Below are 26713 nucleotides of genomic sequence, written 5' to 3' on the forward strand. Positions count from 1 at the left end.
GCAATCCAGAGCGTGCGTAAACCGCCCTGGATTGCTTCGCTTCGCTCGCAATGACGAGGTGTTCAATTCCGCATGATAAACCCGCCGTCGACGTTGAGCGCCTGTCCCGTGATCCAGTCGCCCGCCGGTGAACAGAGCAGCAGCAACGCGCCCACCAGATCCTGCGGCTCGCCGCGCGGCTGCTTCACCACCCGCGCCATCGCCGCCTGCACGAAGGGGCTTTCCTCGGGCGTCAGCGCCTTGCCCGCGTCGGACATCGTCATCCCCGGCGCGATCGCGTTGACGTTGACGTTCATCCGCCCAAGCTCGGTCGCCAGCGTCGTCGTCAGCCCGAGCAAGGCGACCTTGCTGATCCCGTAAGTCGTCTGCGCCGGGAAGCCACCTGCGGAGAGCTGGTTGACGATCTTGCCGCCCCCGCGCGCCTGGAACAAAGGCACCGCCGCCTTCGAACAGATCAGCGCGCCTGTCAGGTTGACGCGCATCAGCCTGTCGAAATCGGCGATGCTTGTCTGGATCGCGGGGGTGCCCACTGCCTCGACCATCAGCGCGGCATTGTTGACGAGAATATCGAGCCCGCCGAAGGCCGCGCTCGTCGTCTCCATCATCGCCGCCACCGACGCCTCGTCTGCGATGTCGACCTGCACCGCGATCGCCTTGCCGCCGGCGTCGTTGATTTCGCCCGCAACGCGCTCGGCGCCTTCCTTGTTGAGATCGGCGACCACGACGTTCGCGCCTGCATTGGCGAGCCCCACCGCATAGGCGCGCCCGATGCTGTTGCCGCGTCCGCCCGCGCCGGTGACGATCGCGACCTTGCCGTCGAGCCGGAACTGGTCGTTGGTGAAGTCAGGCATAAATCTCCCCTCCCGCTTGCGGGAGGGGCCGGGGGAGGGCCTGTCCCGAATATTGTAATGGTGGGGAGGTAACAGACCCTCCCCTAACCCCTCCCGCAAGCGGGAGGGGAACTTAGCTCACTTCGGAAAGATCGGCGCGCCGACGCCGATGGTGACGGTCTTGTAGTGGAGGAATTCGTCGATCCCCGCCTTGCCGCCTTCCTTGCCGAAGCCCGAGATGCCGATGCCCCCGAAAGGTGTGTGCGGATTGATCTGGAACCCGCCATTATTATAGACGCCGCCCGCGTTCAGCCGCTCGGACAGGCGGTGGACGCGCTGCAGATCGTTCGACTGGATATAGGCGGCGAGGCCATATTCGCTGTTGTTGGCGATCGCGACCGCCTCATCCTCGCTATGGAATTTCATCACGACAACGGCGGGTCCGAAAATCTCGACCTGGCTGATCTCGTGATCGGGGTCGGCATCGACGATCAGGGTCGGCTCGATGAAATTGCCCTCGGCGAGGTCACCGCCGCAGCGTCCGCCGCCGAGCAGAAAGGTCGCGGCGCCGTCGGCCTTGGCGCGATCGAACATGCCGGTGATCCGCTCGACCGCCGCCTTATTGATGACGGGACCGACCGCGACGGTCGGATCGAGCGGGTCGCCGACCTTGAACTGGCCGATGATCGCTTTCAGCCGCGCGACAAAATCGTCATAGATGTCGGCATGGACGAGCTGGCGGGTGGGGAGGGCGCAGCCTTGCCCCGACAGGCAGCCGACGGTCCAGAACACCGCGCGCTCGGCGGCCGCCTGGATGTCGCAATCGGGGAAGACGAGGCTTGCCGACTTGCCGCCGAGTTCCATGACGCTCGGCTTGATCTCCTCGGCGCAGGCCGTAAGGATCTTGCGCGCGGTGATCGGCCCGCCGGTGAAGCTGATCTTGCGGATCTTCTTGTGCCGAACGATCGCGTCGCCCGCTTCGCCGGTGCCGGGGAAGATTGACAGCACCCCGTCGGGCACCCCCGCTTCCTTGCACAGCCGCGCGAACATCTCCGGCGCGAAGGGGGTGATTTCGGCAGGCTTGCAGATCACGCAATTGCCCGCCGCGAGCGCCGCCGCGACCTTCATGCCGAGCGAGATCAGCGGGCCGTTCCAGGTGATGATGATGCCGACGATGCCGATCGGCTCGGGCACGGTATAGCTCAGCTCGCCGCGCGTATCGAAGGTCGAGATCAGCTCGCCGGACATCTTGTCGCACCAGCCGGCATAATAGCGCGTCCAGCCAACCGCGGTATCGACCCCGCGTTCGCCGACCATCAACGTCGTACCGCCGTCGAGCGCCGCCATGCGCGCCAGCTCCGCCTTGTTCGCTTCGAGCAGGTCGGCGAGGCGATTGAGGATATCGCGGCGCGTCTCCGGCGCGGTCCGCCGCCAATCCTCTTGCACCGCGACAGCCTTGGCGACCGCTTCCTCGACTTCCTTCGCGCCGGCGAGCGGGATATCGGCCTGTGTCTGCTGGCTGACCGGGTGGAGGTGCGGATGCGTGCCGCCGCTGCCGCTCGTCCGCTGTTCGTGCCCCAGATGCAGATGCACTGCGGGTGCTGCGCTTGCCATGTCTCTATCTCCCAATGAAATGTTCAGGCGTTCCAAGCCAGATGCAGATGTTCGAGCGCCATCACGCTGCCGCCGCGGCACGTTTCGTCGCCCTTGGTGACCTGCCGGAAATGGCCGATGCGGCCGAACCAGGCGCGGTAGAAAATGATCAGTTCCATGCGCGCGAGATGCAGGCCGAGGCAGGTGTGGATGCCCGAGCCGAAGGCGGCGTGGCGGTAGAATTGCCGTTCGACCGACACCGTCTTCGGATCCTCGGTCAGCGCCTCGTCCCAGCCGACGAGCGGCAGCGGCGCGAGGATGCAGTCGCCCGCGCGCAGTTGCGCGCCGCCAAGCTCGGTATCCTCGGTGACGTAGCGCGGCGTCGCGACGAAGGCGTAGCGGCGCAGCAATTCCTCGACCATGTTCGGGATCACCGCCGGGTCGTCGATCGCGCGCTGGCGCAATGTCTCGTCATGCGCGAGGTGGCGCATGCCGAAGCTCATCGCGTTGGTCACCGTGTCGAGCCCGGCGAGGAACATCAGGAAACCGATCGACATCAACTCCTCGAAGTTCAGTTTGCGTCCATCGACGTCGCCTGCGATGATCTTGGAGATCATGTCGTCCCTGGGCTCGGCCATGCGCGCCTGGATCAGCTCGGCAAGGTTGCCGACGATTGCCTGCGCGAGCTGGTTGCGGTTTTCGTTGCTCGCCTGCGAGTGGAAAAAGCCGGTGACGAGGGCGCGGAATTCCTCGAACTTCTCCATCGGGAAGCCGAATAATTCCATGAAGACCGCGACGGGCAGGCGCGAGCCGATCGCCTCGACGAAATCGCATTCGCCCTTGCCGACGACCTCATCGAGCAACTGGTCGGTCCACGCCGCGATGCGCCCGTCGAGCGGCTCGATCGCCTTGGATTCGAAGAAAGGCCGCAGCATCTGGCGATAGGGCCGATGCTCGGGCGGATCGAGCATCTCGGGGATCATCTTGGGCTGGTCGGGATTGGGCGGGATCGACAAATAGCGGCTCGAGAACAGCTCGGGATGTCGCACCACATGCTGCACCGTTGCGCCGGTGTTGCACACCCAATGGCCGCCATGCGCGCTGGTCCAGAACACCGGCGGCGCGGTCTCCTTCAGCTCCCAATAACGATCGTGGCAATCGGCCAGCACGCCGGGGTCGGCGATATAATCGAATTCATACACCGGCGAACGCGCCGACGTCTGCGACTCGGTCATTGTCTCTCTCCCATTGACGTAAGTAAACGATGGTTTACATGTCGAGTCAACGGGGAGAGTTTATGGAAACGACGATCGAAGCACCGGCCCGCGACGCCGACCGCACCCGCGCAGCAATTCTTCATGCTGCGCAGCAAATTTTCGCGGCGAAAGGCTTTGCCGAGGCGGGGGTGCGCGACATCACCGCGCTCGCCGGGGTCAACCCGTCGCTGGTCAGCCGCTATTTCGGCGGCAAGCTCAAACTCTTCGAAGCTGCGCTCGACGCGGCGCTCAACACCCGGCTGATGACCGACCTGCCCAAGGACCAGTTCGGCAAGATGATCGTCGCGCGTTTTGCCGACGAGGACGACCGCGTCAGCCCACTGCCGATGATGTTCAGCGCCGCTTCCGACCGCGAGGCGCGCGCGATTGCGCAACGCCTGCTGCGCGAACGCGTGTTCGAGCCGCTCAAACACTGGTTCGGCGGCGGCGACGCCGATGTGAAGGCGGCGCGCTTTATGATGGTCTCGCTCGGCTTCTTTGCCTATCGCGACCAGCTCCCGCTCGCCGAATTCGCCGGCCGCGTTGAACCGCGCCTGCGGCAATGGCTCGAACGCGAGTTCCAGGCCATCGTCGACGCGTGACATCGCATCAGACCAGCAGGGCTTCGCGCGCCGCCGGGGCGATGAACTGCAACAGATGCGCACGCTTCAGCGGCAGGTGCGCCGCCGCCTCGTCGGTCATCCCGATGCCGCCATGGACCTGGATATTCGCCCGCCCATTGTCGAGAGCCGCCTGGTCGGCGAGCCGTTTTGCTGCAGCCACATGGAAGGCCGCGTCTGCAGCATTTTCGTCGAGCGCGCACGCCGCATAATAGAGCTGCGACCGCGCCGCCGCAGCGCGCACCGCCATGTCCGAGCACATATGCTTCAAGGCCTGGAACCAGCCGATCGGCCGATCGAACTGCTCGCGCAGCTTGGCATAGTCCGCCGCCATGTCGCGCGCCGCGTCGGCGCAGCCGACCGCATAGGCCGCACTCAGCAATTGCAGGTGCAGCGGCGGGGCAGGGGCGTCCCCGGTCCATAGCGAGGTCGTCCATTCGTGGCGGCTCTGCAGGGTCGACAGGTCGATCGTCGGCGCATGCGGGATTATGTGCAGCGTCCCGCTCTGGTCGGTGAATCTGTCGGGCAGGTCGAACAGCCGCAGACCGCCGGACCCGCCCATCAGCACCGCGCCCGATCCTGCCGGGTCGAGCACGCGCAACGGATCGGGCTCGCTTGCGGTCAGCGCCAGCGCGACCTTGCCTTCTACGACATCGGGGAACCAGCGGCTCGCCACCGCCGTCGAGAGCAGCCCGATCGGCGCAAGGAAACGCCCGAGCTTGGCGAACACCAAAGCCTCGGTCGCGTGGTCGATGTCCATCCCGGGCGCGGTCAGGCCCGTCCAGCCCATCGCCTCCAGTTCGGCCCACAGCCCGTCGGGCCGCGCCCGCGCGCCTTCGAGCGCCATATTGTCGCGGCACCAGTCGGCGGTCGCGGTCTGGAAAGCGATCTGCTCGTCGTTCGGGGTCAGGTCCATGCGCTTACCTCGATTTCGGAAGGCCGAGCAGCCGCTCGCCGATGATGTCGCGCTGGATCTGCGCCGTGCCGCCCGCGATCGTCGCGGCGAAACCGCGCAGATAATCGCCCACGGCGTCATCGTCGCCATAGGCGAAGTCGATGATCGCCTCGCTCATCAGCAGCACCGCCATGCGTTCGAGCCGCTGTCCGAGTTCGGAGGTGAAGAGCCGGATCACCGACGCCTCGGGTCCCGGCTGGCCGGTGCGCGCGACTTCGGAGATGTTGCGATATGTCATCGCGCGCACCGCCGCGACCTCGGCGCGCAGCTGCGCCAATTGGTCGGCGATGCGGTCGTCCTTGATCATGCCGTTGGCGCGCGCCGCCGCGATCAGTTCCTCGATCTCCTGCGACTGCTTGACCTGGTCGGCGATAAAGCCCGTGCCGCGCTCGAAGCTCAAGGTCGACATCGCGACCTTCCACCCGTTGCCCAGCCCGCCGACGACATTGGTCAGCGAAATGCGCACATCGTCGTAGAAGACCTCGGCGAATTCGGTCTGCCCCGACATCTTGCGGATCGGCCGTACGGTGATCCCCGGTGCGTGCATGTCGCAGATGACCCAGCTCAGCCCCTTGTGCCGCAGCGAGCCCTCCTCGGTCCGCAGCACCAGTTCCTGCCAGTCGGCGACATGCGCGAAGCTCGTCCAGATCTTCGACCCGTTGATGACCAGCTCGTCGCCCTCGATCCGACCGCGCGTCTTGATGCCCGCGAGGTCCGACCCCGCGCCGGGTTCCGAAAAACCCTGGCACCAGATCGCCTCGCCCTTCAGGATGCGCGGCAGGTGATACGCTTTCTGTGCCTCGCTCGCGTTCAGGATCAGCGTCGGGCCGCCATGGTTGATCCCGACGAAATTCGCCCCGATCCACGGCGCATGCGCTGCTGCATATTCCTCGAGCCAGATGACCTGCTGCACGATCGACAGGCCGCGCCCGCCATAGTCGGTCGGCCAGTTGATCCCCGCCCAGCCGGCGTCGAACAAGCGCCGCTGCCACGCCTTGTCGAACCCGATCGCGTCGCTGGCGTCGAGCGGGCGCTTTTCGGCGGGTACATGGGCGTGCAGCCAGTCCCGACATTCCTCGCGAAAGCGCGTTTCCTCTGGCGAAAATCCGATGTCCATCAGCCGGGCTTCTTCGCAGCGGCGATCGGTTCGCCCTTCTTGCGCATCGCCGGGTCGAAACCCGCGTTGCGCATCAATTCATGGTTCAGCCCGGCGGCGATCCCCATGCCGTCGGTGTCGTAGATCAGCCGCTTGTTCTCGGCATTGCTGTGGCGGCTGTTGCTGAGGATCAACGCGGCCAGTTCGGCGACCTTCGTGTCGAGCGCGTCATCGGCGACGCAATAGTTGACGAGCCCAATCGCGACCGCATCCTCGCCCGCATAGGGCTGGCAGGTCAGCATCATCTCGAGTGCCTTCGCCTGCCCGACCCGCCGCGGTAGCCGCTGCGACAGCCCCCACCCCGGAACCAGCCCCCACTTCCCGTGCGTGTCGGCGAAGCGCGCGCTCGTGCCGCAGACGATGAAATCGGCCGCGAGCGCGAGTTCGAGCCCGCCGGTGTAGCAAGTGCCGCGAACCTTCGCGATCACCGGCTGGCGCAGCTTCGTGAGCCGCTCGACGATCAGCATTTCCTGCCGCAGCCAGCCGAGCGCATCGGCGTGCGGCGGCGATTTCAAATCATGCCCCGCGCAGAAATGCTCGCCCGCGCCGGTGATCACCACCAGCCCGGCATCGCCGACACCCTCCTCGATATCGCGGATATGCGCGCGAAATTCGCGGAACAACTCGCGGTTGATCGCGTTGCGCTTGTCGGGCCGGTTGAGCGTCAGCGTGCAGACGCCGTCCTTGTCCTCGCGCAGGACGAGCAACTCGCTCATGCGCCGTCCCCGCGCGTCTTCGCGATCGCCTCACGCGCGCTGCCGCTTTCCATCGCGCGCTTGCCGAATTGTTCGCGGATCGGCACGAACTCGGGCATCACCAGCGACCGGCGTAGCCAGTTCGCCGCATCGACCACCAACGTATGCCCGCTGATATAGGTCGCATAGGGCGAGCAGAGGAAGGTCGCCGCCCAGCCCAGTTCGCGCACTTCGCCGACGCGCATCCCGGGGATCGTATTGTCGCCGCGCTCGCCCTCGCGGTGGCGCGTCATATGGGCGGGCAAATCGTCGTGCGGGAAGCGTCCCGGCGCGATGCAATTGACGCGGATGCTGTCGGGCGCCCATTCGACCGCGAGGCTCTGCGTGAGATTGGTCACCCCCGCCTTCGCCGCCGCCGAGTGCGACGTCCCCGGACCACCCGTCCAGCTGTACGTCGCGCCGATATTGAGGATCGCCCCCGGCAGCCCCGCTGCGAGCCGGCGGATCGCAAATTCGCGGCTGCAATTATAGGTGCCGTTGAGCACGATATCGACGACGGTGCGAAAGCCGTTCGGGGTCATTTCCTCGGTGGGCGCGGGAAAATTGCCTGCGGCATTGTTGATCAGCACATCGACCGGGCCGAGCTTGGCCTCGATCTCGTCGAAGGCGCGGGCGATCGCATCGGGATCGCGCACGTCGCAGGCGACCGCGATGACCTCGGCGCCGACCGCCTCGATCGCGGCGATGCCCGCCGCCAGATGGTCGGGCTTGCGGCTCAGCACCGCGACCTTCGCGCCCAGCCGCGCGAACTCGATGGCCATGCCCTTGCCAAGCCCGGTGCCGCCGCCGGTGACGGCGACAACCTGACCGGCATAGGTGCCATCGGGCAGCGCCTTGGCGCCTAAGGGGGGAGGGTGAGGGAGCATCAGATCCTCCCCGGCACGGGGAGGGGGACCACCCGAAGGGTGGGGGAGGGGTACAGGAGTTCATACGGGGCGCCCGACTGCATGTGCCCCTCCACCATGCTTCGCATGGTCCCCCTACCCCGTTGGGGGAGGATCGCTCGGACTTCCATCGCTATTTCCCTTTGTAGCTCGGCGCGCGCTTCTCGCGGATCGCGGCGCGGGCTTCCTGATAGTCTTCGGTCTTGAACAGATAGCTCTGCGCGTAGAGCTCGGCGCGCGTGCCGGTGCGGATCGTCGGGCCGTGCATCAGGTTGATCATCTCCTTCGCCAGCGCGAGGTTGATCGGCGGCCGCGCCGCGATGTCGCGCGCGATCTCCAGCGCCTTGGCGTCGAGTTCTTCGGGCGGAACGACGAAGTCGACCGCTCCCCATTCGAGCGCGGTCGCGGCGTCGATCTTCTGCCCCGACATCACCATATATTTGGTGCGCGACGGCCCGATCAGCGCGGTCATCATCTGCGTGCCCCCGGTGTCGGGCAGCACGCCGTATAATATCTCGGGCAACGCCAGCTTCAGCGTCGTGTCGCTGATGCGGATATCGGCCGCGAGCGCCAGTTCGCACCCGCCGCCGATCGCGCCGCCTTTCAGCGCCGCGATGATCGGCTTGGTCGATTCCTGCATCTTCAGCCGCCCTTCCTGGTGCCGCCGGATGAAGTGGAAATCGCTCTCGTCGCGCGCGCGGTGGCCGAGCACATTGGTGTCGCGCCCCGAACAGAAGCTCTTGCCATTGGCGCGGATCAGGATCGTGCTCGACTCACTCTCGTCCAGCGCCTCGCCCAGCAATTTCTGGAACAGCGACGACATGGCGTCGTCCATCGCATTGTGCCGGTCGGGCCGGTTCAGCGTCAGGATGCGCAAGGCGCCCTCGCGCTCGCTTTGGATCAGTTCGGCCATCTCCACTCCCATTTTCTTTTCGGGCAGGGCTTGCACGACATATATAACTAAGTCAATTATGTCGAAACGGTAAGGGAGAGAGAAAATGGCGGAGCTCAGCGGAAAGACCGCGCTCGTCACCGGCGCATCGCGCGGCATCGGCGCGGCGATCGCGCGCCGACTCGGGCACGCGGGCGTGCATGTCGCGGTCAATTATGCGGGCAGCAAAGATGCCGCCGACACGCTCGTCGCCGAGATCGTCGCCGATGGCGGGCAGGCCTTTGCCGTCCAGGCCGACGTCGGCACCATGGCGGGCATCACATCGATGCTCGCGGCCTGCGATACGGCCTTTGGCGGCACCCCCAATCTCGACATCCTCATCAACAACGCCGGGGTTGGCGGCGAGGGCGATGCCGGCAGCCTCAAAAAATGCGACGAGCAATTGTTCGACCGTATGATCGCGGTGAACCAGAAGGCGCCGCATTTCATCACCCAGCTCTGCCTCGATCGCCTCCGCGACGGCGGGCGCATCATCAACATCGGCTCGCTCGGGGGGCGCTCGGCGCTGCCGCCCTTCGCCGCTTACGCCGCGACCAAGCGCGCGCTGCAGAGCCTCACCCTATCGACCGCGGTCGTCGTCGGCCCCCGCGGCATCACCTGCAACCTTGTCGCGCCCGGCGCGGTCGATACCGAATTCAACACCGCGCTGCTCGAAAAGCCCGGCTGGGCCGAGGCGACCTCGAAGCTCACCCCGATGAAGCGCCTCGGCGTGCCCGAGGATATCGCGGGCGCGGTGATGATGCTCTGCCGCGATGAGGCGCATTGGGTCACCGGCCAGATCGTCGAAGCCAGCGGAGGGCTGTTCCTGTGAGCGAATTGACTGGAAAGACCGCGCTCGTCACCGGCGGCTCGCGCGGCATCGGCGCCGCGATCGTGCGGCGGCTGGGGCAGGCTGGCGCGCATGTTGCGGTCAACTATGCGGGCAGCAAGGACGCCGCCGAGGCGATGGTCGCCGAGATCGAAGCTGCGGGCGGCAAGGCCTTTGCGGTGCAGGCCGACGTCTCGTCGCTCTCGGGCATCGAGGCGATGTTCACCGCTTGCGACGCGCAGTTCGGCGGCGCGCCCAATCTCGATATCCTGATCAACAACGCCGGGGTCGGCCGTGGCGGGCGCGACGGCACCCTCAAGGGTGCGGGCGAGGACTTGTTCGACGAGCTTTTCGCGGTCAATGTGAAGGGTCCGCATTTCGTCACCCAGGCCGCGCTGCCGCGCCTCCGCGACGGCGGGCGGATCGTCAACATCGGCTCGATGTCGGGCAAGGTCGGCCAGCCCTTTGCCGCCAGCTATGCGATGACCAAGCGCGCGATCCAGAGCCTGACCTTCAGCACCGCGCTCACCGTGGCGAAACGGCAGATCACCTGCAATTGCATCGCCCCCGGCGCGGTGGCGACCGATTTTATCACTGCGCTGCGCGACCAGCCCGGCTGGGACGAGGCCACCGCGAAGCACACCCCGATGGGACGTCTCGGCGAGCCCGAAGATATCGCCGGCGCGGTGATGATGCTGCTCGGCGACGATGCGCGCTGGGTCACGGGGCAGGTGATCGAGGCGAGCGGAGGCCTCGCGCTCTGATGGCCTTGATGACCGAAAAATTGCGCGCGATCATGGCGCTCGACCCCGACCGGACGCAGATCGATTTCGGCGGGACGGATTATAGCTGGCAGCAGATCGCCGAGAATGTCCGCGCAATTGAGGCCGCGCTCGATACGATGGGCCTGCCCGAGGACGCCCGCGTCGGGGTGATGCTGCGCAACCGCCCCGGCCATGTCGCGGCGATCGTCGCGGTGCTCTCGACCGACCGCTGTCTGGTCACGCTCAACCCGATCCTGCCCGACGCGATGCTCTTCGCCGACGTCGAGACGCTCGGCCTCCCCGCAATCATCGCCGACGCCACCGACCTTGCCCGCCCCGGCCTCGCCGAAGCGCTCGCCCGCACCGGTTCCGCCATCATCGAAATCGACCCGCATCTGAAGGGCGTCCGCGTCGTGCAGGGCGAGGTGCGCACGCAAATCCAGACCTCGCCCGGTGTCGCGATCGAGATGCTCACCAGCGGCACCACCGGCACGCCCAAGCGCGTACCACTCAGCCGAGACGCCTTCGACGCCAGCTTTCGCGGCTTCACCAAATATGAGCGCGGGCGCAGCTTCGATGATCCGCCGCGGCTCAATTCGGGCTGCACGATGGTGGTCAATCCGCTCACCCATATCGGCGGCATCTATGGCTGCATCGGGGCGCTCGCGGCGGGGCGGCGGATCGCCTTGCTCGAAAAATTCAGCGTCGAGGCCTGGGTGTCGGCGGTGCGCCGCAACCGCCCCGCAGTCGCCTCGGCAGTCCCGTCGGCGGTGCGCATGCTGCTCGACGCCGACGTCGATCCTGCGGACCTGTCGAGCCTGAAATCGCTGATCACCGGCACCGCGCCGCTCGCGCCCGACCTCGTCGACGCTTTCATGGCGAAATACGGCATCCCGATCTGCAGCAATTATGGCGCGACCGAATTTGCGGGCGCGATCGCCGGCTGGACGATCGACGATTTCCGGAAGCTCTGGCCTGAAAAGCGCGGCGCGGTCGGCCGCGTCCACGCCGATATCGAGGCGCGCATCGTCGATGCAGAAAGCGGCGCGATCCTGCCGCACGGCGCCGAAGGCCTGCTCGAGATCAAGGGCAAGCAGCTCGGCAACGACCTTATATGGCTGCGCACCACCGATCGCGCCGTCCTCGACGCCGACCGCTTCCTCTTCATCCGCGGCCGCGCCGACAATGCGATCATCCGCGGCGGCTTCAAGATTCATCCCGACGATGTCGTCGCCGCGCTGAACGCCCATCCGGCGATCCGCGAGGCGGCCGTCGTCGGCGTTCCCGACGAGCGCCTTGGCGCCGTCCCCGCCGCCGCGATCATCCTCAGGGACGGCGCCCCCGCGCCCGCGACCGGCGACCTCAAGGCGTGGCTCAGGGACCGGCTGATCGCCTATCAGGTTCCTGTCCATATCCGCATCGTTCCCGATTTCCCGCGCACCCCGTCGATGAAACCCTCGGCGCCCGGGCTGCGCGCCTTGTTTGCAGGAGAAGGCTGATGGAAAGCTTTGCCGGAAAATCGGTGATCGTCACCGGCGGCGGCAAGGGGGTGGGGCGCGGCATCGCCGAAGCCTTCGCTGCCGCCGGCGCCGAAGTCATGCTCGGCGCGCGCACCATCTCCCATGCCGAGGATGTGAAGGCGGGGATCGAAAAGGCGGGCGGCATCGCCGAATGCTTCGCCGCCGATATTGCCAAGCACGCCGATTGCCGCGCGCTCGTCGAAGCGACGGTGCAGGCGTTCGGCGGCGTCGATATCATCGTCCACGCTGCCGCCGACATCCCGCACGGCGGGCTCGGCCATGTCGACGACGAGCGGCTCGAAGCGGGGTTCGCCAGCATCGCCAAGGCAGCCTGGTGGCTGCTCGACGCTGCACGCCCGTATCTGGGCAACGCACGGGACGGCGGCCGCTTCATCGCCATCGGATCGATCAATGGCACCTTCAACGTCGTGCCCAATATGACCGCCTATGGCATGGCCAAGGCCGCGCTCGACGCCTTCATCCGCGCCGCAGCGGGCGATGTGGTGGGCGAGGGGATCACCGTGAACGCGATCAACCCCGGCCTCGTCGCCAGCGACCGCGCGCGATCGGTGCTCGGCGACGACGGTCTCGCCGCCTATGGCGCAACGGTGCCGGTCGGGCGCGCGGGTACGCCCGCCGACATCGCGCATGCGGCGCTGTTCCTCGCCTCGGCGCGTTCCGACTATATCACCGGTACGACGATCAAGATGGACGGCGGCTCGACCGTCGCCGCCTCGCCGGGACGCAATGACATCCTGCAGAACCGGCTCAAGCTCCAGCAAGGAAAGGCGCCCTAGGGTGGATCTCGGGATCAAAGGCAGGGTCGCGCTCGTCTTCGGCGGGTCGAAGGGCATCGGCCTCGGCTGCGCGCACGAGTTCGCGCGCGAGGGCTGTCGCATCGTCATCGCGGCGCGCACGCAATCGACGATCGACGACGCGGTGGCCGCCGTGCAGGCGGCCGGCGGTCAGGTCATCGGCGTTTCCGCCGACTGCACGAGCAAGGAGGGCATCGCCAAAGCCGTGCAAGCTGCAACTGACGCCTTCGGTCCGCCCGATATCCTGATCTTCAACGTCGATTCCGGTCCCAAGGGCTCATTCCTCGAGGTCGACGACGACACTTTCGCCGCCGCCAATACCAACAATGTCATGGCCTTCCGCTGGGCGGTGCAGGCGGTGATCCCGCATATGCGGGAGCAGGGCTGGGGCCGCATCCTCACCATCGGCACCAATTCGGTGAAGGCGCCGCACCGCAAGCTCGCGCGCGCGGCACAGAACACCTACCGCGTCGGCGCGCTCGCACTGTCGAAGACGATCTCAGCCGAACTCGGCCCGATGGGCATCACCGTCAACACGCTCGGCACCGGTGCGATCGCGACGCCGCAGTTCAAGGCGGTGTTCACGAAGATCGCCGAGGCGCAGGGCCAGACCTATGACGAGCATATCGCCGAGCGCACCAGCCATTACCCGATCCCGCGCATGGGCACGCCCGAGGATATGGCGGCGGCCGCCGCCTTCCTCTGCTCGGACCGCGCCGGCTTCATCACCGGCCAGGTGCTCGTGATCGATGGTGGCAATCTCGAAGTTCTGCAGTAACGATTAGCAATCAAAGGATATGACATGAAATTGGGAAATGACATTGCGGCGGTGGTGACTGGCGGCGCCTCGGGCCTCGGCCGCGCGAGCGCCGAGGCGCTGGCGGGCGAGGGCGTCAAGGTCGCGATCTTCGACGTCAATGAAGAGGGCGGCAAGGCGGTCGCCGACGCGATCGGCGGCGTCTTCTGCAAGGTCGACATCACCAGCGAGGACAGCGTCGTCGCGGGTTACGAAGCCGCGCGCGCCGCGCATGGCCAGGAACGCATCCTCGTCCACTGCGCGCAAATCTCGAAGGGCGGCAAGACCGTCCGCTTCGACAAGACCAGCGGCGGTTATGTCCGCTATTCGACCGAGGACTATGCCTTTTCGGCGCAGGGCATCCTGATTGCGAGCTACCGCCTCGCGTCGCTCGCGGCGCTCGGCATGGCCAATGCCGATCCGCTCAACGACGATGGCGAGCGCGGCGCGATCGTGCTGACCGCCTCTGCGGCGGCGCAGGATGCGCAGATCGGGCAGGTCGGCTACGGATCGCTGAAAGCCGGCGTCAACGGCCTCGTCCTGCCGCTCGCGCGCGACCTGATGGACCTCGGCATCCGGGTCAATTCGATCATGCCCGGCATCTTCGCGACCCCGCCGATGCTTGCGGTCAAGGATCGGGCGCCCGCGATCTTCGAAGGCCTCGCCGCCTCGGTGCCCTTCCCGAAACGCCTCGGCCATCCGCACGAATTCGGGTCGCTCGTGCTCGAACTCGCGCGCAACGGCTATTTCAACGGCCAGACCCTCCGCCTCGACGGCGCGATCCGTATGCCCCCCAAATAGGATAATGACTTGAACGCACCCCAGCAATTTCCTTTCGCGCGCCAGTCGGCAGGACCCGCACCGCTTCGCCGGCCGGGTTCGATCCGCCGCACCAGTTCGATCGACTCGGACTGGCCCGACGGCTTCGGCCAGCCATGGATCATGGCGGGCCGCGCGCGCGACCTGCTCACGCCGTTCGCGGGTGAGCCGGTGGTGCTGGACAGCGGCGCGTTTCGCATCCGCACGTCGCCCGCGCGCGAGATCATGGAGATCGAGGTCGCCCCGCTCCATGCGCGCGCGCAGGAGATGGTCGGGGTGCGGGCAGGGGGCGCGAGCCGGCAGGCGCTGGCCGCGACGCTCGGCGACCTGCGCGGTACGCCGCTATTCCAGGTGCTTGACGATTTTGCCGGCGCCAGCCTTGTCGCCGGGTGGATCTGGTCGCGCTGGGTCCCCGACTGGCACGAACGCATGCGCGCGAACCGCGAGAGATTGGGGGCGGGCAGCAAGGGCCGCATGGTTAACATCTGCACCGGCTTCACCGAGGGCGGCAGTTCGCTGTCCGAGGACGGCAGCGTTGACCATAGCGACCAGTCGGCGACCGAGGTGGGCCCGCTCGTCCATCCCGACGATCTGATCGGCTGGCACGACCTGCCAGTCCAGGAAGGGCGTCCGCTCGCCCGCCGCGCCCGCCGCATCGACCTGTGGCGCGCCGAAGGGGTCATCAAGGTCGACGCCGGGTTCCAGGACAGCGGCCCCAATCCGGCCGGCACCCGCACCGCGATCCACGAATATCGCGTCTATGCCGAAATCGACGAAGCCGACGGCACCTTGCTCGCCCTGCAGGCCTTGCCGCTGATCCTGCCGTTTCGCGAATGTCCCGGAGCCTCGATGAAGGCGGCGCGCATGGTCGGGCAGAATGTCGCGGAATTCCGGCAGGCGGTGCTCGACACGCTCGTCGGCACCATTGGTTGTACGCACCTCAACGACGTGCTGCGCGCGCTGGCCGACGTGCCCGCGCTCGCAGCGATGTTGCCGGGAAATGACGATTGACGCCATTTCCGTAACGTTCTGCGACAAATTTCAGCAATCCACTTGTCTGACGTGTTAGACTTAGTTATATAACTGGCCAAGCGAGGACGCCAGGAAGCCTCGTGGGGAGGATGTTGACCATGATTTTCAAGCAAAAGCGCGATTCGGCCCGATTGCTGGTGGCGGTTTCGATGGCCGCGATGGCGCTCTCGTCGGCGTCGGCCTTCGCGCAGGGCACCACCCTTGCTGTCGACGAGACCGAATATGACGATGATGCGATCGTCGTCATCGGCGTGACCAAGCAGGATGCGAACATCCAGGACACCCCGATCGCGATCACCGCGTTCAGCGGCGAAAAGCTGACCGAGCAGGGCATCAACAAGGTCGACGAAATCGCGACCTTCACCCCGGGCTTCAACATCCGCGGCGCCGGCAACAACCCGACCGCCCTGACCCTGTCGATGCGCGGCCAGATCCAGAACGACAATATCGCGACGCTCGAACCGTCGGTCGGCACCTATCTCGACGAGCTGTACATCGCGCGCGCTTATGGTCTCAACACCGAGCTCGTCGATGTCGAAAGCGTCCAGGTTCTCAAGGGCCCGCAAGGGACCTTGTTCGGCCGCAACACCTCGGCGGGCGCGGTGCTGATCCAGACCGCCAATCCGCGCTACGGCGAAGTTTCGGGCAAGGTCAGCGCCACCTATGGCCGCTTCGACGAGCGGACGGGTCAGGCGGTCCTCAACCTCGGGCTCAGCGACGAACTCGCGATCCGCGGCGCGCTCTATTATCAGAAGCGCGACGGCTACAAGACCGACGTCGACAGCGGCCGCAAATATGAAGGCCGCGAGACGTGGAACGGCCGCGTCAAGCTCGGCTGGAAACCCACCGACACCTTTGAACTGATCCTGTCGGGCGAATGGTATGACACCTTCATCGACGGTCCGGCGCGCCAGAATCTCTTCTTCAACGCGCCGCCGAACTTCGGCGCCGCCAAGCCGATCGTCGACGGCATCGCCGCGACCGACCGCGCGCAGTTCGACGGCAATCCCAACCGTGTCTCGATCACCCCGCCGACTGCCGTTCGCGGCGCCGATCCGCGCGGCATCTTCAACGACACCCGCACCCAGACCTATGCGGCCAAGTTCATCCTCGACACCAGCTTCGGCCAGGTGCGCTGGATCAACGGCTATCGCGGCATCCAGAGCGAAAATCTCGTCGACCTCGACGGTTCGAGCTTTGCGGGCCACTTCACCGAGGGCACGCAGGACCTGAAGCAATATTCGTCCGAGCTGCAGGTCACCGGCACCGGTTTCGACGATCGGCTGAACTTCGCTGCGGGTCTGACCTATTTCAAGGAAACCGGCTTCGATCAGTCGCGTTCGAACCTGTTCGGCGCCACCTTCACCGCGGGTCCGACGGTGCCGCCGCAGTTTGTCGGCGCGACCAACTGGTCGAACTTCAGCGGCTCGCTCGATAACAACAGCTACGGCATGTACACCCAGCTCAACTTCAAGCTGACCGATGCCCTCCGCATCACCGGTGGCCTGCGCTATTCGATCGACGACAAGGGTGTGACCACCCAGTCGGGCGACGTCGCCAACAACACCGACGTCTTCGTGCGGTGCAGCCCGTTCGCCACGGCGATCCCGTGCCTGCGCACGAACAAGGAGGATTTCACCAATCTCTCCTACACCTTCGGCGTCGACTATGACGTCACCGAAGATGTCCTGCTCTATGCCAAGCACAGCAAGGGCTATCGGTCGGGCGCGCTGCAACTGCGCACGCTGACCTTGGCGGACTCGATCCCGTCGCAGCCCGAAATCGTCTATGAACAGGAAGTCGGCATCAAGACGACCTTCCTCGACGGCCGCGCCCACTTCAACATCGCGGGTTATCACAATGTCGTGAAGGGTGCGCAGCGCAGCCCGGTGCTGGCGCCGAACGGCCAGAGCCAGACGGTGATCGAAAATGCCGACACCGAAACCTGGGGTGGTGAATTCGACGCCGCGTTCGAAGTCACCGATGGTTTCACCGTGTTCGCCAACGGCGCGCTGACCGATCCCAAATATACCCGTTACGAAGGCAAGGGTGTGTCGGGGGCCTTCGGCAGCCAGGTCATCGTTCCGGTCGACAAATCGGACTATGCGTTCGTCGGCATCGTCAAGAAGCAGTTCTCGGTCGGTGCGAACCTCAAAAAGGACCTCGGCAGCGTCGGTCTCGATGCCAATGTCGTCTACGCCTGGCAGGGCAAGATGCCGCAGCTGGAGGCGCCCACCAGCCTCTATACCTCGACCGGTATCGGCGGCCTTGGCCTGACCCCGGCGCAGGCGGCCCAGGTCGCGGCAGTGAAGAATTCGGGTTCGCTCGGCATCCTCAACGCGCGCGTCGCGCTCAGCTTCGGTCCGGAAAAGAATTTCGAACTGGCGCTGTGGGGCAAGAACCTGACCAATGACCAGGAACAGCAATATACGCTGCTGCTGAGCAATATCTACATCGGCACCTCGTACAACGAACCGCGCAGCTATGGCGTGACGGGGACCTTCAAATTCTGAAGACCACAGGGCGCTCCTCGGAGCATTGGGGGAGGGACGGCTTGCCGGACCTCCCTCTTTTTTTGCCCCGATTTTGACCTGCGTTCCCCCCGCGAAAGGAAGAATATGCCTTCGGACTTGTCGAGCCGCCGCGGCCTTACGCTGGCCCTGCTCATCGTCGTTGCGATCCTCAGCTATGTCGATCGCCAGGTCTTCACGCTGTTCCAGGACGATATCAAGGTCGAGCTCGGTCTCGACGATGGCCAGCTCGGGCTGCTCACCGGCATCGCCTTCGCGGCCTTCTACGCGATCGCGGCCTTTCCGATCGCACGCTACGCCGATCGCGGCGACCGCCGCCTCGTGATCGCGGTGTGCGTCTCGATCTGGAGCGTCGCGACCGCGCTCTCGGCCTTCGCCAACAATTTCCTGCAAATGCTGCTCGCGCGCATCGGCCTTGCCGCCGCCGAGGCGGGGGCCGGACCGGCGGGCATGTCGCTGCTCACCGACATTTTCCCCAAGGACCGCCGCACGACGATCATCTCGGTGATGCTCGCCGCCAACGCCGTCGGCCTGTCGGGCGGGCTCGCGCTCGCGGGCTGGCTGTCGCAATGGTATGACTGGCGCACCGTCTTCCTGATCGTCGGCCTGCCCGGCATCGGCGTCGGGCTGCTCGTCTATCTGCTCGCTGCCGAACCGCGCCGGCGCGGCGTGGTCGAGCCGGTGGCACCGCCGCAGACCAGCCTTGGCGAGGTCCTCCGCACCATGGCCGCCAGCACCTCGCTGCGTTGGGTCGGGCTGCTGCTCTGCATGGTCCCGCTCACGGGCTTCGCCTTCATTCTGTGGGGGGCCTCCTTCTTTCAGCGCGTCCATGGCATGGACAAGACCGAGACCGGCTTCTGGCTGGGCGGTGCGATGGCGGCGGGGCTCGTCATCGGCAATCTTGTCGCGGGCTGGGTCAGCGATCGTTATGGTCAGGCCAAGCCCGGCTTCAACGGCTGGTTCGCGGGGATCGGCCTGCTGGTCAGCTTTCCCTTCGGCGTCGGCTTCGCGCTCGCCGGCAACCCCTATGTCGCGCTCGCCTGTTTTGTCGTCGTGAAGTTCATGATGACGCTCCATCTCGGCCCGATCATCGCGCTCTGCTTCGCGCAGGTGCCGGTGCAGATGCGCGCGATGATGTCGGCGACGATCAACATGTTCATCGGGCTGGCGGGGGTCGGAATGGGCGGCACCGTCGCCGGCTATCTCAGCAAGGCGTTCACCCCGGGCTATGGCGAGCTGTCGCTGCAACCCTCGCTGGCGATCCTGTCCTGCTGCCTGCTGGTGGGCGGGATAGCGGCGATCATGGCGGGCCGGACCGCGAGGCCGCTGGCGGAATAACACCCCCCCCCCCCCCGCAGGCGGGAGGGGCAGCGAGACTTACGAACTTGTTCGTTAGTCGCAGCGGGGTGGGCTAGGCTGCAAGGTCGCGTGCCCACCCCGCTCGACCAAAGACCCGGCTGCGTCGGACCAGGTCTCACAACCCTCCCGCTTGCGGGAGGGGGGAAGGGCGTTAAGCCGCCACCCTCTCGCTCGTCGCCACCTCGGGTGTTATCCCGAACAGCCGCGCCGCATTCAGCCCCAGGATGTTCCGCCGCACCGCGTCGTTGACATCCATGCCCTCGAACAATTCGTCGACGATCCGGCGGCTGATCGGGAAGGTCCCTTCGGCGTGCGGATAATCCGATCCCCACATCACATTCTTCGCCCCCGGCAGTCCCGCCGACGCCGATGCGATGCACGCGCGGTCGTGCTGGAAGCTGGCCCAGATCTGGTCGTCGACGATCTGGCTCGGCGAACGGCTGAGCTTGGGAAACACGAAATTCGCGTGCGCCACCGACACCTCGTCCATCCGCTCGGCGAGCGCGACGAGCCAGCTCGCGCCGCTCTCGATGAACGCGACCTTCGCGCCCGGATTGCGGTCGAGCACCCCGCCCGACACCAGATACATTGCGCTGTGCTGGGCATCGTTCATCTGGTTGGTGTAGTTGATGATCCCCGCGCCGGGCCCGCGCTCGACGATCACGCTCTCCAGCCCCGTCCCTGTGTGCATCACGAACACGATGCCGAGCGACGCCGCCCTGGCGAAGATCGGGTCCCAGGCTTCGTTATTATACTTCGGCAGCCCCGGCGGCGTCACCGCCGGCAGCATTGCGGCGGTGAACCCCTTCGACGCCAGATAGTCGAGCTCGGCCCGCGTGTTCGAAAAATCGAGTACCGGCAGCATCCCGCAGCGCACGAAGCGGTTCGGATGGCCGCCGAGAAAACTATCGTTCCAGTCGTTGTAGAGCCGCGCCGACGCCGCTTCGGCATCGGGGCTGTCCAGGCAGTAAAGCCACAGGCCGAGCGAGGGGAAACAGATTTCGCTGTCGATCCCCTCCATCTCCATATCCTCGAGCCGTCCCGCGATTTCGCGGATCCCGCGCCGCTGCGCATCGCCGAGCTGCTTCTCGCGATGCTGCCCGACGCGCAGGCGATAGATGATCTTGTCCTTGGTCCCGGTGACCAAATATTCGCCCTCCATTCGCGCATGGATCGCATGATCCTTGAGCGACGCGGGCAGGCCGTCGAGGAAGATGTCCGACGGTTCCATGATGTGGCTGTCGGCGCTGAACACAAAGGGTTTCACGGGCTCTCTCCTCACGACTCGCTGTTGGGCTTTCGGCGATTAAAAGATACCTAGTTATATAAGTCAAGCGCTACACAGGCTGGACATATAGCATAATGAGGCTTAAACAGATACCTATATGGCCATAGCAACCGAAACCCTCGCCACTCGCACCGCGCGGAACCTCGCAAACCTCAGCCTCGCCGCCGATCCCGGTGCCCACCTCGGCGCCGAAGACGATCTGCTCGCCCGCTTCGGGGTCAGCCGCCCGACGCTGCGCCAGGCCGCGAAGCTCGTCGAACGCGACCGTCTCATCAGCATCCGCCGCGGCGCGCAGGGCGGCTATTATGCCGAGCGCCCCGACGCGCGCGATGCGATCCAGTCGCTCGCGCGTTTCCTGCGCATGAAGGGCGCCAATCTCGGCCATGTCATCCAGGTCACGCGCCCGGTCTCCGAAGAGGCGGCCGTCGCCGCCGCGCACCGCCGCAGCGCCGCCGACGTCGAAGCCTTGCAGGCCTTCGTCGCCACGATCGACGCCCGCGACACCCCACGCGAACTCATCGCGGCCGAGGTCGAAATGGCGCGCCTGATCTCGGGCATGAGCGGCAATCCCGTGGTCGAGCTGATCCTCGAAATCGGCTACAGCTTTGGTCTCGACGAACGCGGCAGCGACCTCTACGCCGATCCCGACCGGCGCGCACGCACCCGCGCGATGCAGCGCAGCCTGTGCCAGGCGATCATCGACGGCGATGCCGACATCGCCCGGCTGATGATGCGCCGCCGGTCGGACCAGTTCGACGCATGGCTGCACCTGGGCGGCACCGAGGAGAAGAAACAGGCATGAGCATCGTCGAATATCGGGGTTTCGCGGGCGTCCGGCTCGAAGCCGAGGTGATCGGTGCCGAGAACGATCCTGCGGTGCTGCTCGTCCACGGCGCCGGCCAGACCCGCGCCGTCTGGTCGGGCGTTGCGAGCGCGCTCGAGCAGGCGGGCCGCCGCGTCATCAGCCTCGACCTGCGCGGCCATGGCGGCAGCGAATGGCCCGAGGATGCGCGTTATGATTTCGAGGCGCTGGTCGAGGATCTGCGTGCCGTGCTGTCGCAGATGGGCACGCGCCCCGTCGTCGTCGCCTCGACTTTGGGCGGCTGGATCGCGAGCGCCGCGCTCGAACGCGACGCGGCTGTCCTCGCCTCGGGCCTCGTCCTCGTCGACTCGCCGGTGCAGGTCGACCCGGTGCTGGCCCGCCGCGTCGGCGAACGCATCCGCGAGGCTGCGACGCTCGCACCCGGGCAGGCGCAATGGGACGTCCGCCTGTTCGACACGCTCGACACTTCCGCCATGGCCGACCGGCTCGATGGTGTCGCTGCCAAGATCGCGCTGCCGACGCTCTATGTGCGCGGCGCGATCAGCGAATTGGTGTCGAAAGCGGACGCCGCCGCCTTCGTTGCGCAGCTTCCCGACGGCGAACTGGTCGAGGTCGAAAATAGCGCGCTCGTGGTCACCGACGACCGCGCCGATGCGCTCGGCGGTTACCTGATCGACTTCCTCGAACGCCGCGCTCCGCGCGGCTCGCCCGAATTTCGCGCCGGCAGCGACGCGCGCACCTTCCGCGACGCGCTCGGCTGTTTCGCGACCGGGGTCACCGTCGTCACCGCCATCTGCCCCGACGGCAGCCCGGTCGGGCTGACCGCGAACAGCTTCACCTCGGTCTCGCTCGATCCCCCTTTGCTGCTCGTGTGCGTCGCCAACAGCTCGAGCAGCGCCGATTATCTTCGCACCGCCGAGCGCTTCGCGGTCAATGTGCTTCAGATCGGCCAGCAACCGACGTCGAATCGCTTTGCCGGCAAGGGCGAGGATCGCTTCGGGGTCACCCCCTGGGAGATCGGCGAATATGGCACCCCGGTGCTCACCGGATCGCTCTCCAGCTTCGAATGCTCGCGCGACGCGGTCCACGACGGCGGCGACCATTTCATCCTCGTCGGACGGGTCCTGAAGGCTATTTTCGAACCGCGCCGCGACCCCTTGCTCTACTTCCGCGGCAAATATCGCAAACTCCATTTCGCTTGACGACTGGACAAGCAGCCGTCAGCATCATATCCAACCTAGTTATATAACTAGAATCGGAGGAGAGGCGGATGGCCTGGGTCAATCAGGACAAATGCGCGATCGTGGGGGTCGGGGCGACCGACTATTATGTTCGCGGCAAAAGCTGGCCGCGCACGATCAATGATATGGCGGCCGAGGCGATTATGAATGCCTGCGCCGACGCGGGGATCAGCCACAAGCAGATCGACGGCTTCTCTTATTATTCGACCGCCGGCGCGGGCTATCTCGACAAGTTCGACACCGCGAGCCTGATGGAAACATTGGGCATGCCGCATATCAGCTGGTCGGCGACGCTGACCAGCGGCGGCGGCGGCTGTCCCGGCGCGATCGGCCTCGCCACTGCGGGGCTGATGAACGAGGATTGCACCTACACGGTCACGCTGATGGCGCTGCAGCAATTGCCGCAGCACCGCCTCGGCGTCGTCTTCGGCGCCGCTGCGCCCAATCCCGAAAACAGCTTCCTCCAGCCCTCGGGCCTCGTCGGTCCCGGCCATCTGATGTCGGTGCTCGCGCGGCGCCACATGCATCTTTACGGCACCACACAGGACGCCTTCGGCGAGGTGGTGATGGCGACCCGCGCCAATACGCACAACCGGCCCAAGGCGGTGCGCAAGGAGCCGCTGACCAAGGAACAATATGACGCCTCGGTGATGCTCGCCGATCCGCTCCGCCGCCTTGACTTCTGTCTCGAAACCGACGGCGCGGTCGCGGTCATCACCACGACGATGGACCGCGCCAGGGACTGCCGCCACAAGCCCGCCGTCGTCCACGCCGCAGCCCATGGTGGCCAGCGCGAATGGGGCCGCGCCTTCGCGTGGATGGGCATGCCCGATCCTTATTTTGCAAGCTCGGGCCACAAATTCACCGCCGACCGCGTCTGGGCGCAATCGGGGCTGACCCCGAAGGACATGGACGTCGCGCTGATCTACGATCATTTCAGCCCGATGGTGCTGATGCAGCTCGAGGATTATGGATTTTGCGAGAAGGGAGAGGGCAATGACTATGTCCTCTCGGGCAAGCTCCGTTATGATCCCGCGACCGGCAAGGGCGTCAATGGCGGCGTCCCCGTGAACACCCACGGCGGCAATCTCAACGAAGCCTATATCATCGGCATGACGCATATCGTCGAGGGCGTCGAACAGGTACGCGGCACCGCGATCAACCAGGTCAGGGACGCCGAATTCGCGCTCGTCTCGGGCGGCCCGGCGTCGCTCCCCGTCTCCAGCCTCATCCTGCGCAAGGACTGACCGAAATGACCTATGGCCCCGCCCGCGCGCTCCCCGGCGACCAGATCCGCATCACCACCAACCCCGACACCGAGCCCTTCTGGCAGGCGGCGAAGGAGGGCAAGCTCACTGCGTGCCAGTGCGGCGATTGCGGCCATTTCCGCATGCCGCCGACCGCGATCTGCCCCGAATGCGGCAGCCGCGCCAAGAACTGGCCGACGCTCCCCGGCACCGCGACGATCTTCAGCTATGCAATCTGCAACAAGAACCCGAAAAATGGCGAGGATTATGTCTATGTCCCCGTCGTCGTCGACCTCGACGGCGCTCCGGGCACCCGCCTCAACGCGAACGTCTCGGGCTGCGATGCCGAGGACGTCCATATCGGGATGAAGGTCAGCGTCGACTGGACCCCGATCCAGGACGGCTGGGTCCTCCCCAACTTCAAGGCCTGACGCGATGCTGGGCGACCTTCGCATCGTCGAGATCGGGCAGGGCATGGCGGTCCAGGTCGCCGGGCTGATGCTGGCCGAACTCGGCGTCGACGTTCTGAAGGTCGAGCGTCCGGGCGGCGACCCGGCGCGCGGCACGGCGCCCTTCGCCAACTGGAACCGCAACAAAAAGAGTCTCCTGCTCGATCTCGACACGCCCGAGGGGCGGGCCATGCTCAACGAACGCCTAGCCGGCGCCGATGCCTTGCTCCACCAATTCACGCCATCGCGCGCCAAGGCGCTCGGCCTCGACGACGCCAACCTCGCCGCGCGGCACCCGCACCTCGTCGTCACCGCGATCACCGGTTCGCCCGCGAACCATCCCGATGTCGAGCGCAGCGACGACGAACTGCTCGTCGCCGCCCGCGTCGGCGCGATGTACGAGAATGACGGCCACCGCGCCGGCCCCATCGCCTATCGTTACCAACAGGGCAGCTGGTCCGCCGCGCATCTCGCCGCCGCCGGCCTGCTCGCACGCCTTGTGATGCGGCTGCAGACCGGGCAGGGCGGCCCCGCGCACACCTCGATCTTCCAGGGCTTCCTCGCGACGCTGCCGCTCGTCTGGGCGCGCAACAGCGAAGGCCCGATGCCCAATCCGGTGACCTATTCGCCCGGGCCCCGCCCGATCGCGCAGCAGCTCTTCCAGTGCGCGGGCGGCGACTGGCTCCAGATCATGGATCCGACCCGCCAGTTCGATTACGCCACGATGCCGACGATGTGGGACGTCATGGCCGAGACCGACGTCGATCTCGAGACCGAGGCCGGACAGGCCGAAGCCTTCAAGCTCCGCCCGCTCGAGAATTGGCTCGCCGACCTCCGCGCCGCCGACATCGCCGCCGAACCCGCCTTCCCGATGGGCGAGGTGCTGCGCCACGACGATGCTGAGGCCAACCGTTACGTGGTCGAAGTCGACGACCCCGACCTCGGCCCGACGCGCCAGCCGAACACCCCCTTCCACAGCGACGCCGACCTGCCGCAGGGCCGCCCGGCCCCGCGTCTCGGCGAAGGCGGCGACGTCGCTTGGCCTGCGAAAGCCGCACCGGCCCGCGGCACCGCCTCCGCCGAAGTGCTCGAAGGCGTGCGCGTCCTTGACCTCGGCATGTTCCTCGCCGGTCCGATGGGGCCGTCGATGATGGGCGACATGGGCGCGAACGTCATCAAGGTCGAGGCGCTGACCGGCGACCGCATCCGCTTCATGCACCGCTATTATCAGGCTGCGGCGCGCAGCAAGCGCAGCCTCGCGCTCGACCTCACCAATCCCGCCGCGCAGCCGATCCTCGAACGGCTCCTGAAATGGGCCGAACTGGTCCACCACAATATGCGCTTCAAGGGCGCCGCGAAGCTCGGCCTCAGCGAAGAGGGCATCCGTCAGTACAACCCCGATATCGCGTTCAATTACTCGAGCGCCTATGGCCAGCGCGGCGCGCGCGGCAACTGGCCGGGCTATGACTCGATCTTCAACGCGATCGCCGGCTGGGAGTTCGAAAATGCCGGCGAGGGCAATCGCCCCGTCTTCAACCGCCCCGGCACGATGGACGTCGCGACCGCGCAAAGCTGCCTCGTCGAACTCATGGCCTCGCTCTACGCAAAGCGCACCACCGGGCGCGGCTACACGACCCAGACCTCGCTGCTCGGCATGGCCGCCTTCACGCAGGGCGAGCGGCTGATCGGCGCCGACGGCGAACTCACCGACACCTATCACCTCGCCAGCGACCAGACCGGCTTTTCGCCGTACCACCGTATCTACGAATGCGCCGACGGCGCGTGGATCGCCGTCGCCGCGCACAAACCCGACCAGCAGGCCGCGCTCCGCGATCTACTTGGCGAAGATTTCGAGGCCGGAGCCAAGGCGTGCAACGCCGCCGACCTGCTCGCCGACCTCGAAGTTGCCGACGTCCCCGCCGACGCCGTGAATTTCGAGAATGCGATGCACCGCTTCTTCGACGACCCGCTCAACCGCGAACTCAATCTGATCTCGGTGCTGCCGCAGCCGCTCTACGGCATCGTCGAGCAGCCCGGCGCTTTCTGGAATTTCGGTGACACCCCCGTCCTGTTCAAACGCTGCTGCCCCGCCGTCGGCGAGCATAGCGACGAGATCCTCCGCGAAATCGGCTATTCGGATGCGGAAATCGCCGCCTTCCGCGAGGCCAGGATCGTGGGCTGAGTAACATAAGCCCCTCCCCTTTAGGGGAGGGGTTGGGG

General features: G+C 66.2%; 24 protein-coding genes. 15 read left to right on the plus strand and 9 right to left on the minus strand.

Going from position 1 to position 26713, the window contains the following annotated elements; genetic code table 11:
• Window positions 1-62: 62 nt before the first annotated feature.
• The 3 genes from ACREB7_RS13860 to ACREB7_RS13870 all read right to left on the minus strand — a co-directional run bounded on the left by ACREB7_RS13860 (window position 63) and on the right by ACREB7_RS13870 (window position 3658).
• Window positions 63-851, minus strand: a complete 789-nt coding sequence (locus ACREB7_RS13860; protein WP_431592858.1) for an SDR family oxidoreductase — start codon at window positions 849-851, stop codon at window positions 63-65.
• Between the two features lie 117 nt (window positions 852-968).
• Complete coding sequence (locus tag ACREB7_RS13865; protein ID WP_431592859.1) at window positions 969-2444, minus strand: aldehyde dehydrogenase family protein; 1476 nt, start codon at window positions 2442-2444, stop codon at window positions 969-971.
• A 23-nt stretch (window positions 2445-2467) separates the two neighbouring features.
• On the minus strand, window positions 2468-3658 hold the full coding sequence (locus ACREB7_RS13870) for a cytochrome P450 (RefSeq protein WP_431592860.1): 1191 nt from the start codon (window positions 3656-3658) through the stop codon (window positions 2468-2470).
• Between the two features lie 62 nt (window positions 3659-3720).
• Here ACREB7_RS13870 and ACREB7_RS13875 point away from each other — a divergent pair, with 62 nt between their 5' ends.
• Complete coding sequence (locus ACREB7_RS13875) at window positions 3721-4281, plus strand: TetR/AcrR family transcriptional regulator (RefSeq protein WP_431592861.1); 561 nt, start codon at window positions 3721-3723, stop codon at window positions 4279-4281.
• Window positions 4282-4288: 7 nt separating this feature from the next.
• Here ACREB7_RS13875 and ACREB7_RS13880 read toward each other — a convergent pair whose 3' ends face one another.
• The 5 genes from ACREB7_RS13880 to ACREB7_RS13900 form a co-directional block, all read right to left on the minus strand.
• Window positions 4289-5215 carry an acyl-CoA dehydrogenase family protein gene (locus ACREB7_RS13880; RefSeq protein ID WP_431592862.1) on the minus strand — a complete coding sequence of 309 codons (927 nt, stop codon included), beginning with the start codon at window positions 5213-5215 and terminating at the stop codon, window positions 4289-4291.
• Window positions 5216-5219: 4 nt separating this feature from the next.
• Window positions 5220-6371, minus strand: coding sequence for an acyl-CoA dehydrogenase family protein (locus ACREB7_RS13885; protein WP_431592863.1), 1152 nt, complete (start codon window positions 6369-6371; stop codon window positions 5220-5222).
• On the minus strand, window positions 6371-7126 hold the full coding sequence (locus ACREB7_RS13890; RefSeq protein WP_431592864.1) for an enoyl-CoA hydratase/isomerase family protein: 756 nt from the start codon (window positions 7124-7126) through the stop codon (window positions 6371-6373). Before ACREB7_RS13890 ends, ACREB7_RS13885 begins: the two co-directional genes overlap by 1 nt.
• Window positions 7123-8031, minus strand: a complete 909-nt coding sequence (locus ACREB7_RS13895; RefSeq protein ID WP_431592865.1) for an SDR family oxidoreductase — start codon at window positions 8029-8031, stop codon at window positions 7123-7125. The genes ACREB7_RS13890 and ACREB7_RS13895 overlap by 4 nt, the downstream gene beginning before the upstream one ends.
• A gap of 151 nt (window positions 8032-8182) precedes the next feature.
• Window positions 8183-8962: an enoyl-CoA hydratase/isomerase family protein gene (locus ACREB7_RS13900; protein WP_431592866.1), complete on the minus strand. Its 780-nt coding sequence runs from the start codon at window positions 8960-8962 to the stop codon at window positions 8183-8185.
• An 85-nt stretch (window positions 8963-9047) separates the two neighbouring features.
• On the opposite strand from ACREB7_RS13900, the gene ACREB7_RS13905 reads away from it, so the two are divergent.
• From ACREB7_RS13905 to ACREB7_RS13945, 9 genes are all read left to right on the plus strand, one after another.
• Window positions 9048-9812 (plus strand): SDR family NAD(P)-dependent oxidoreductase, encoded by a 765-nt coding sequence (locus ACREB7_RS13905; RefSeq protein ID WP_431592867.1) that lies wholly within the window; start codon window positions 9048-9050, stop codon window positions 9810-9812.
• Window positions 9809-10573 (plus strand): SDR family NAD(P)-dependent oxidoreductase, encoded by a 765-nt coding sequence (locus ACREB7_RS13910; RefSeq protein WP_431592868.1) that lies wholly within the window; start codon window positions 9809-9811, stop codon window positions 10571-10573. The genes ACREB7_RS13905 and ACREB7_RS13910 overlap by 4 nt, the downstream gene beginning before the upstream one ends.
• Window positions 10573-12072: a class I adenylate-forming enzyme family protein gene (locus tag ACREB7_RS13915; RefSeq protein WP_431592869.1), complete on the plus strand. Its 1500-nt coding sequence runs from the start codon at window positions 10573-10575 to the stop codon at window positions 12070-12072. The genes ACREB7_RS13910 and ACREB7_RS13915 overlap by 1 nt, the downstream gene beginning before the upstream one ends.
• The gene (locus tag ACREB7_RS13920; protein ID WP_431592870.1) at window positions 12072-12890 is read left to right on the plus strand and encodes an SDR family NAD(P)-dependent oxidoreductase; all 819 of its coding nucleotides are present in this window, start codon (window positions 12072-12074) and stop codon (window positions 12888-12890) included. The genes ACREB7_RS13915 and ACREB7_RS13920 overlap by 1 nt, the downstream gene beginning before the upstream one ends.
• Before the next feature lies 1 nt (window position 12891).
• Window positions 12892-13686 (plus strand): SDR family oxidoreductase, encoded by a 795-nt coding sequence (locus ACREB7_RS13925; protein ID WP_431592871.1) that lies wholly within the window; start codon window positions 12892-12894, stop codon window positions 13684-13686.
• 24 nt (window positions 13687-13710) lie between these two features.
• A complete protein-coding gene (locus tag ACREB7_RS13930; protein WP_431592872.1) occupies window positions 13711-14505 on the plus strand; it encodes an SDR family oxidoreductase in 795 nt (264 codons plus the stop codon).
• Between the two features lie 9 nt (window positions 14506-14514).
• Window positions 14515-15534: a DUF2889 domain-containing protein gene (locus ACREB7_RS13935; protein ID WP_431592873.1), complete on the plus strand. Its 1020-nt coding sequence runs from the start codon at window positions 14515-14517 to the stop codon at window positions 15532-15534.
• A gap of 119 nt (window positions 15535-15653) precedes the next feature.
• The gene (locus ACREB7_RS13940; protein WP_431592874.1) at window positions 15654-18068 is read left to right on the plus strand and encodes a TonB-dependent receptor; all 2415 of its coding nucleotides are present in this window, start codon (window positions 15654-15656) and stop codon (window positions 18066-18068) included.
• 105 nt (window positions 18069-18173) lie between these two features.
• Window positions 18174-19424: an MFS transporter gene (locus ACREB7_RS13945; RefSeq protein ID WP_431592875.1), complete on the plus strand. Its 1251-nt coding sequence runs from the start codon at window positions 18174-18176 to the stop codon at window positions 19422-19424.
• Between the two features lie 172 nt (window positions 19425-19596).
• Here the strand turns inward: ACREB7_RS13945 and ACREB7_RS13950 are convergent, their stop codons facing one another.
• Window positions 19597-20712: an amidohydrolase family protein gene (locus ACREB7_RS13950; protein ID WP_431592876.1), complete on the minus strand. Its 1116-nt coding sequence runs from the start codon at window positions 20710-20712 to the stop codon at window positions 19597-19599.
• Between the two features lie 118 nt (window positions 20713-20830).
• On the opposite strand from ACREB7_RS13950, the gene ACREB7_RS13955 reads away from it, so the two are divergent.
• The 5 genes from ACREB7_RS13955 (at window position 20831) to ACREB7_RS13975 (ending at window position 26675) form a co-directional block, all read left to right on the plus strand.
• On the plus strand, window positions 20831-21535 hold the full coding sequence (locus ACREB7_RS13955; RefSeq protein WP_431592877.1) for a FadR/GntR family transcriptional regulator: 705 nt from the start codon (window positions 20831-20833) through the stop codon (window positions 21533-21535).
• The gene (locus tag ACREB7_RS13960; protein ID WP_431592878.1) at window positions 21532-22758 is read left to right on the plus strand and encodes an alpha/beta fold hydrolase; all 1227 of its coding nucleotides are present in this window, start codon (window positions 21532-21534) and stop codon (window positions 22756-22758) included. The genes ACREB7_RS13955 and ACREB7_RS13960 overlap by 4 nt, the downstream gene beginning before the upstream one ends.
• 68 nt (window positions 22759-22826) lie before the next feature.
• On the plus strand, window positions 22827-24044 hold the full coding sequence (locus ACREB7_RS13965) for a thiolase C-terminal domain-containing protein (RefSeq protein WP_431592879.1): 1218 nt from the start codon (window positions 22827-22829) through the stop codon (window positions 24042-24044).
• 5 nt (window positions 24045-24049) lie between these two features.
• On the plus strand, window positions 24050-24475 hold the full coding sequence (locus ACREB7_RS13970) for a Zn-ribbon domain-containing OB-fold protein (RefSeq protein ID WP_431592880.1): 426 nt from the start codon (window positions 24050-24052) through the stop codon (window positions 24473-24475).
• Window positions 24476-24479: 4 nt separating this feature from the next.
• Window positions 24480-26675 carry a CoA transferase gene (locus ACREB7_RS13975; protein ID WP_431592881.1) on the plus strand — a complete coding sequence of 732 codons (2196 nt, stop codon included), beginning with the start codon at window positions 24480-24482 and terminating at the stop codon, window positions 26673-26675.
• Window positions 26676-26713 lie beyond the last annotated feature (38 nt).

Source organism: Sphingopyxis sp. (genome assembly GCF_050725615.1).
In the GTDB taxonomy this organism is placed as follows: Bacteria; Pseudomonadota; Alphaproteobacteria; order Sphingomonadales; family Sphingomonadaceae; genus Sphingopyxis.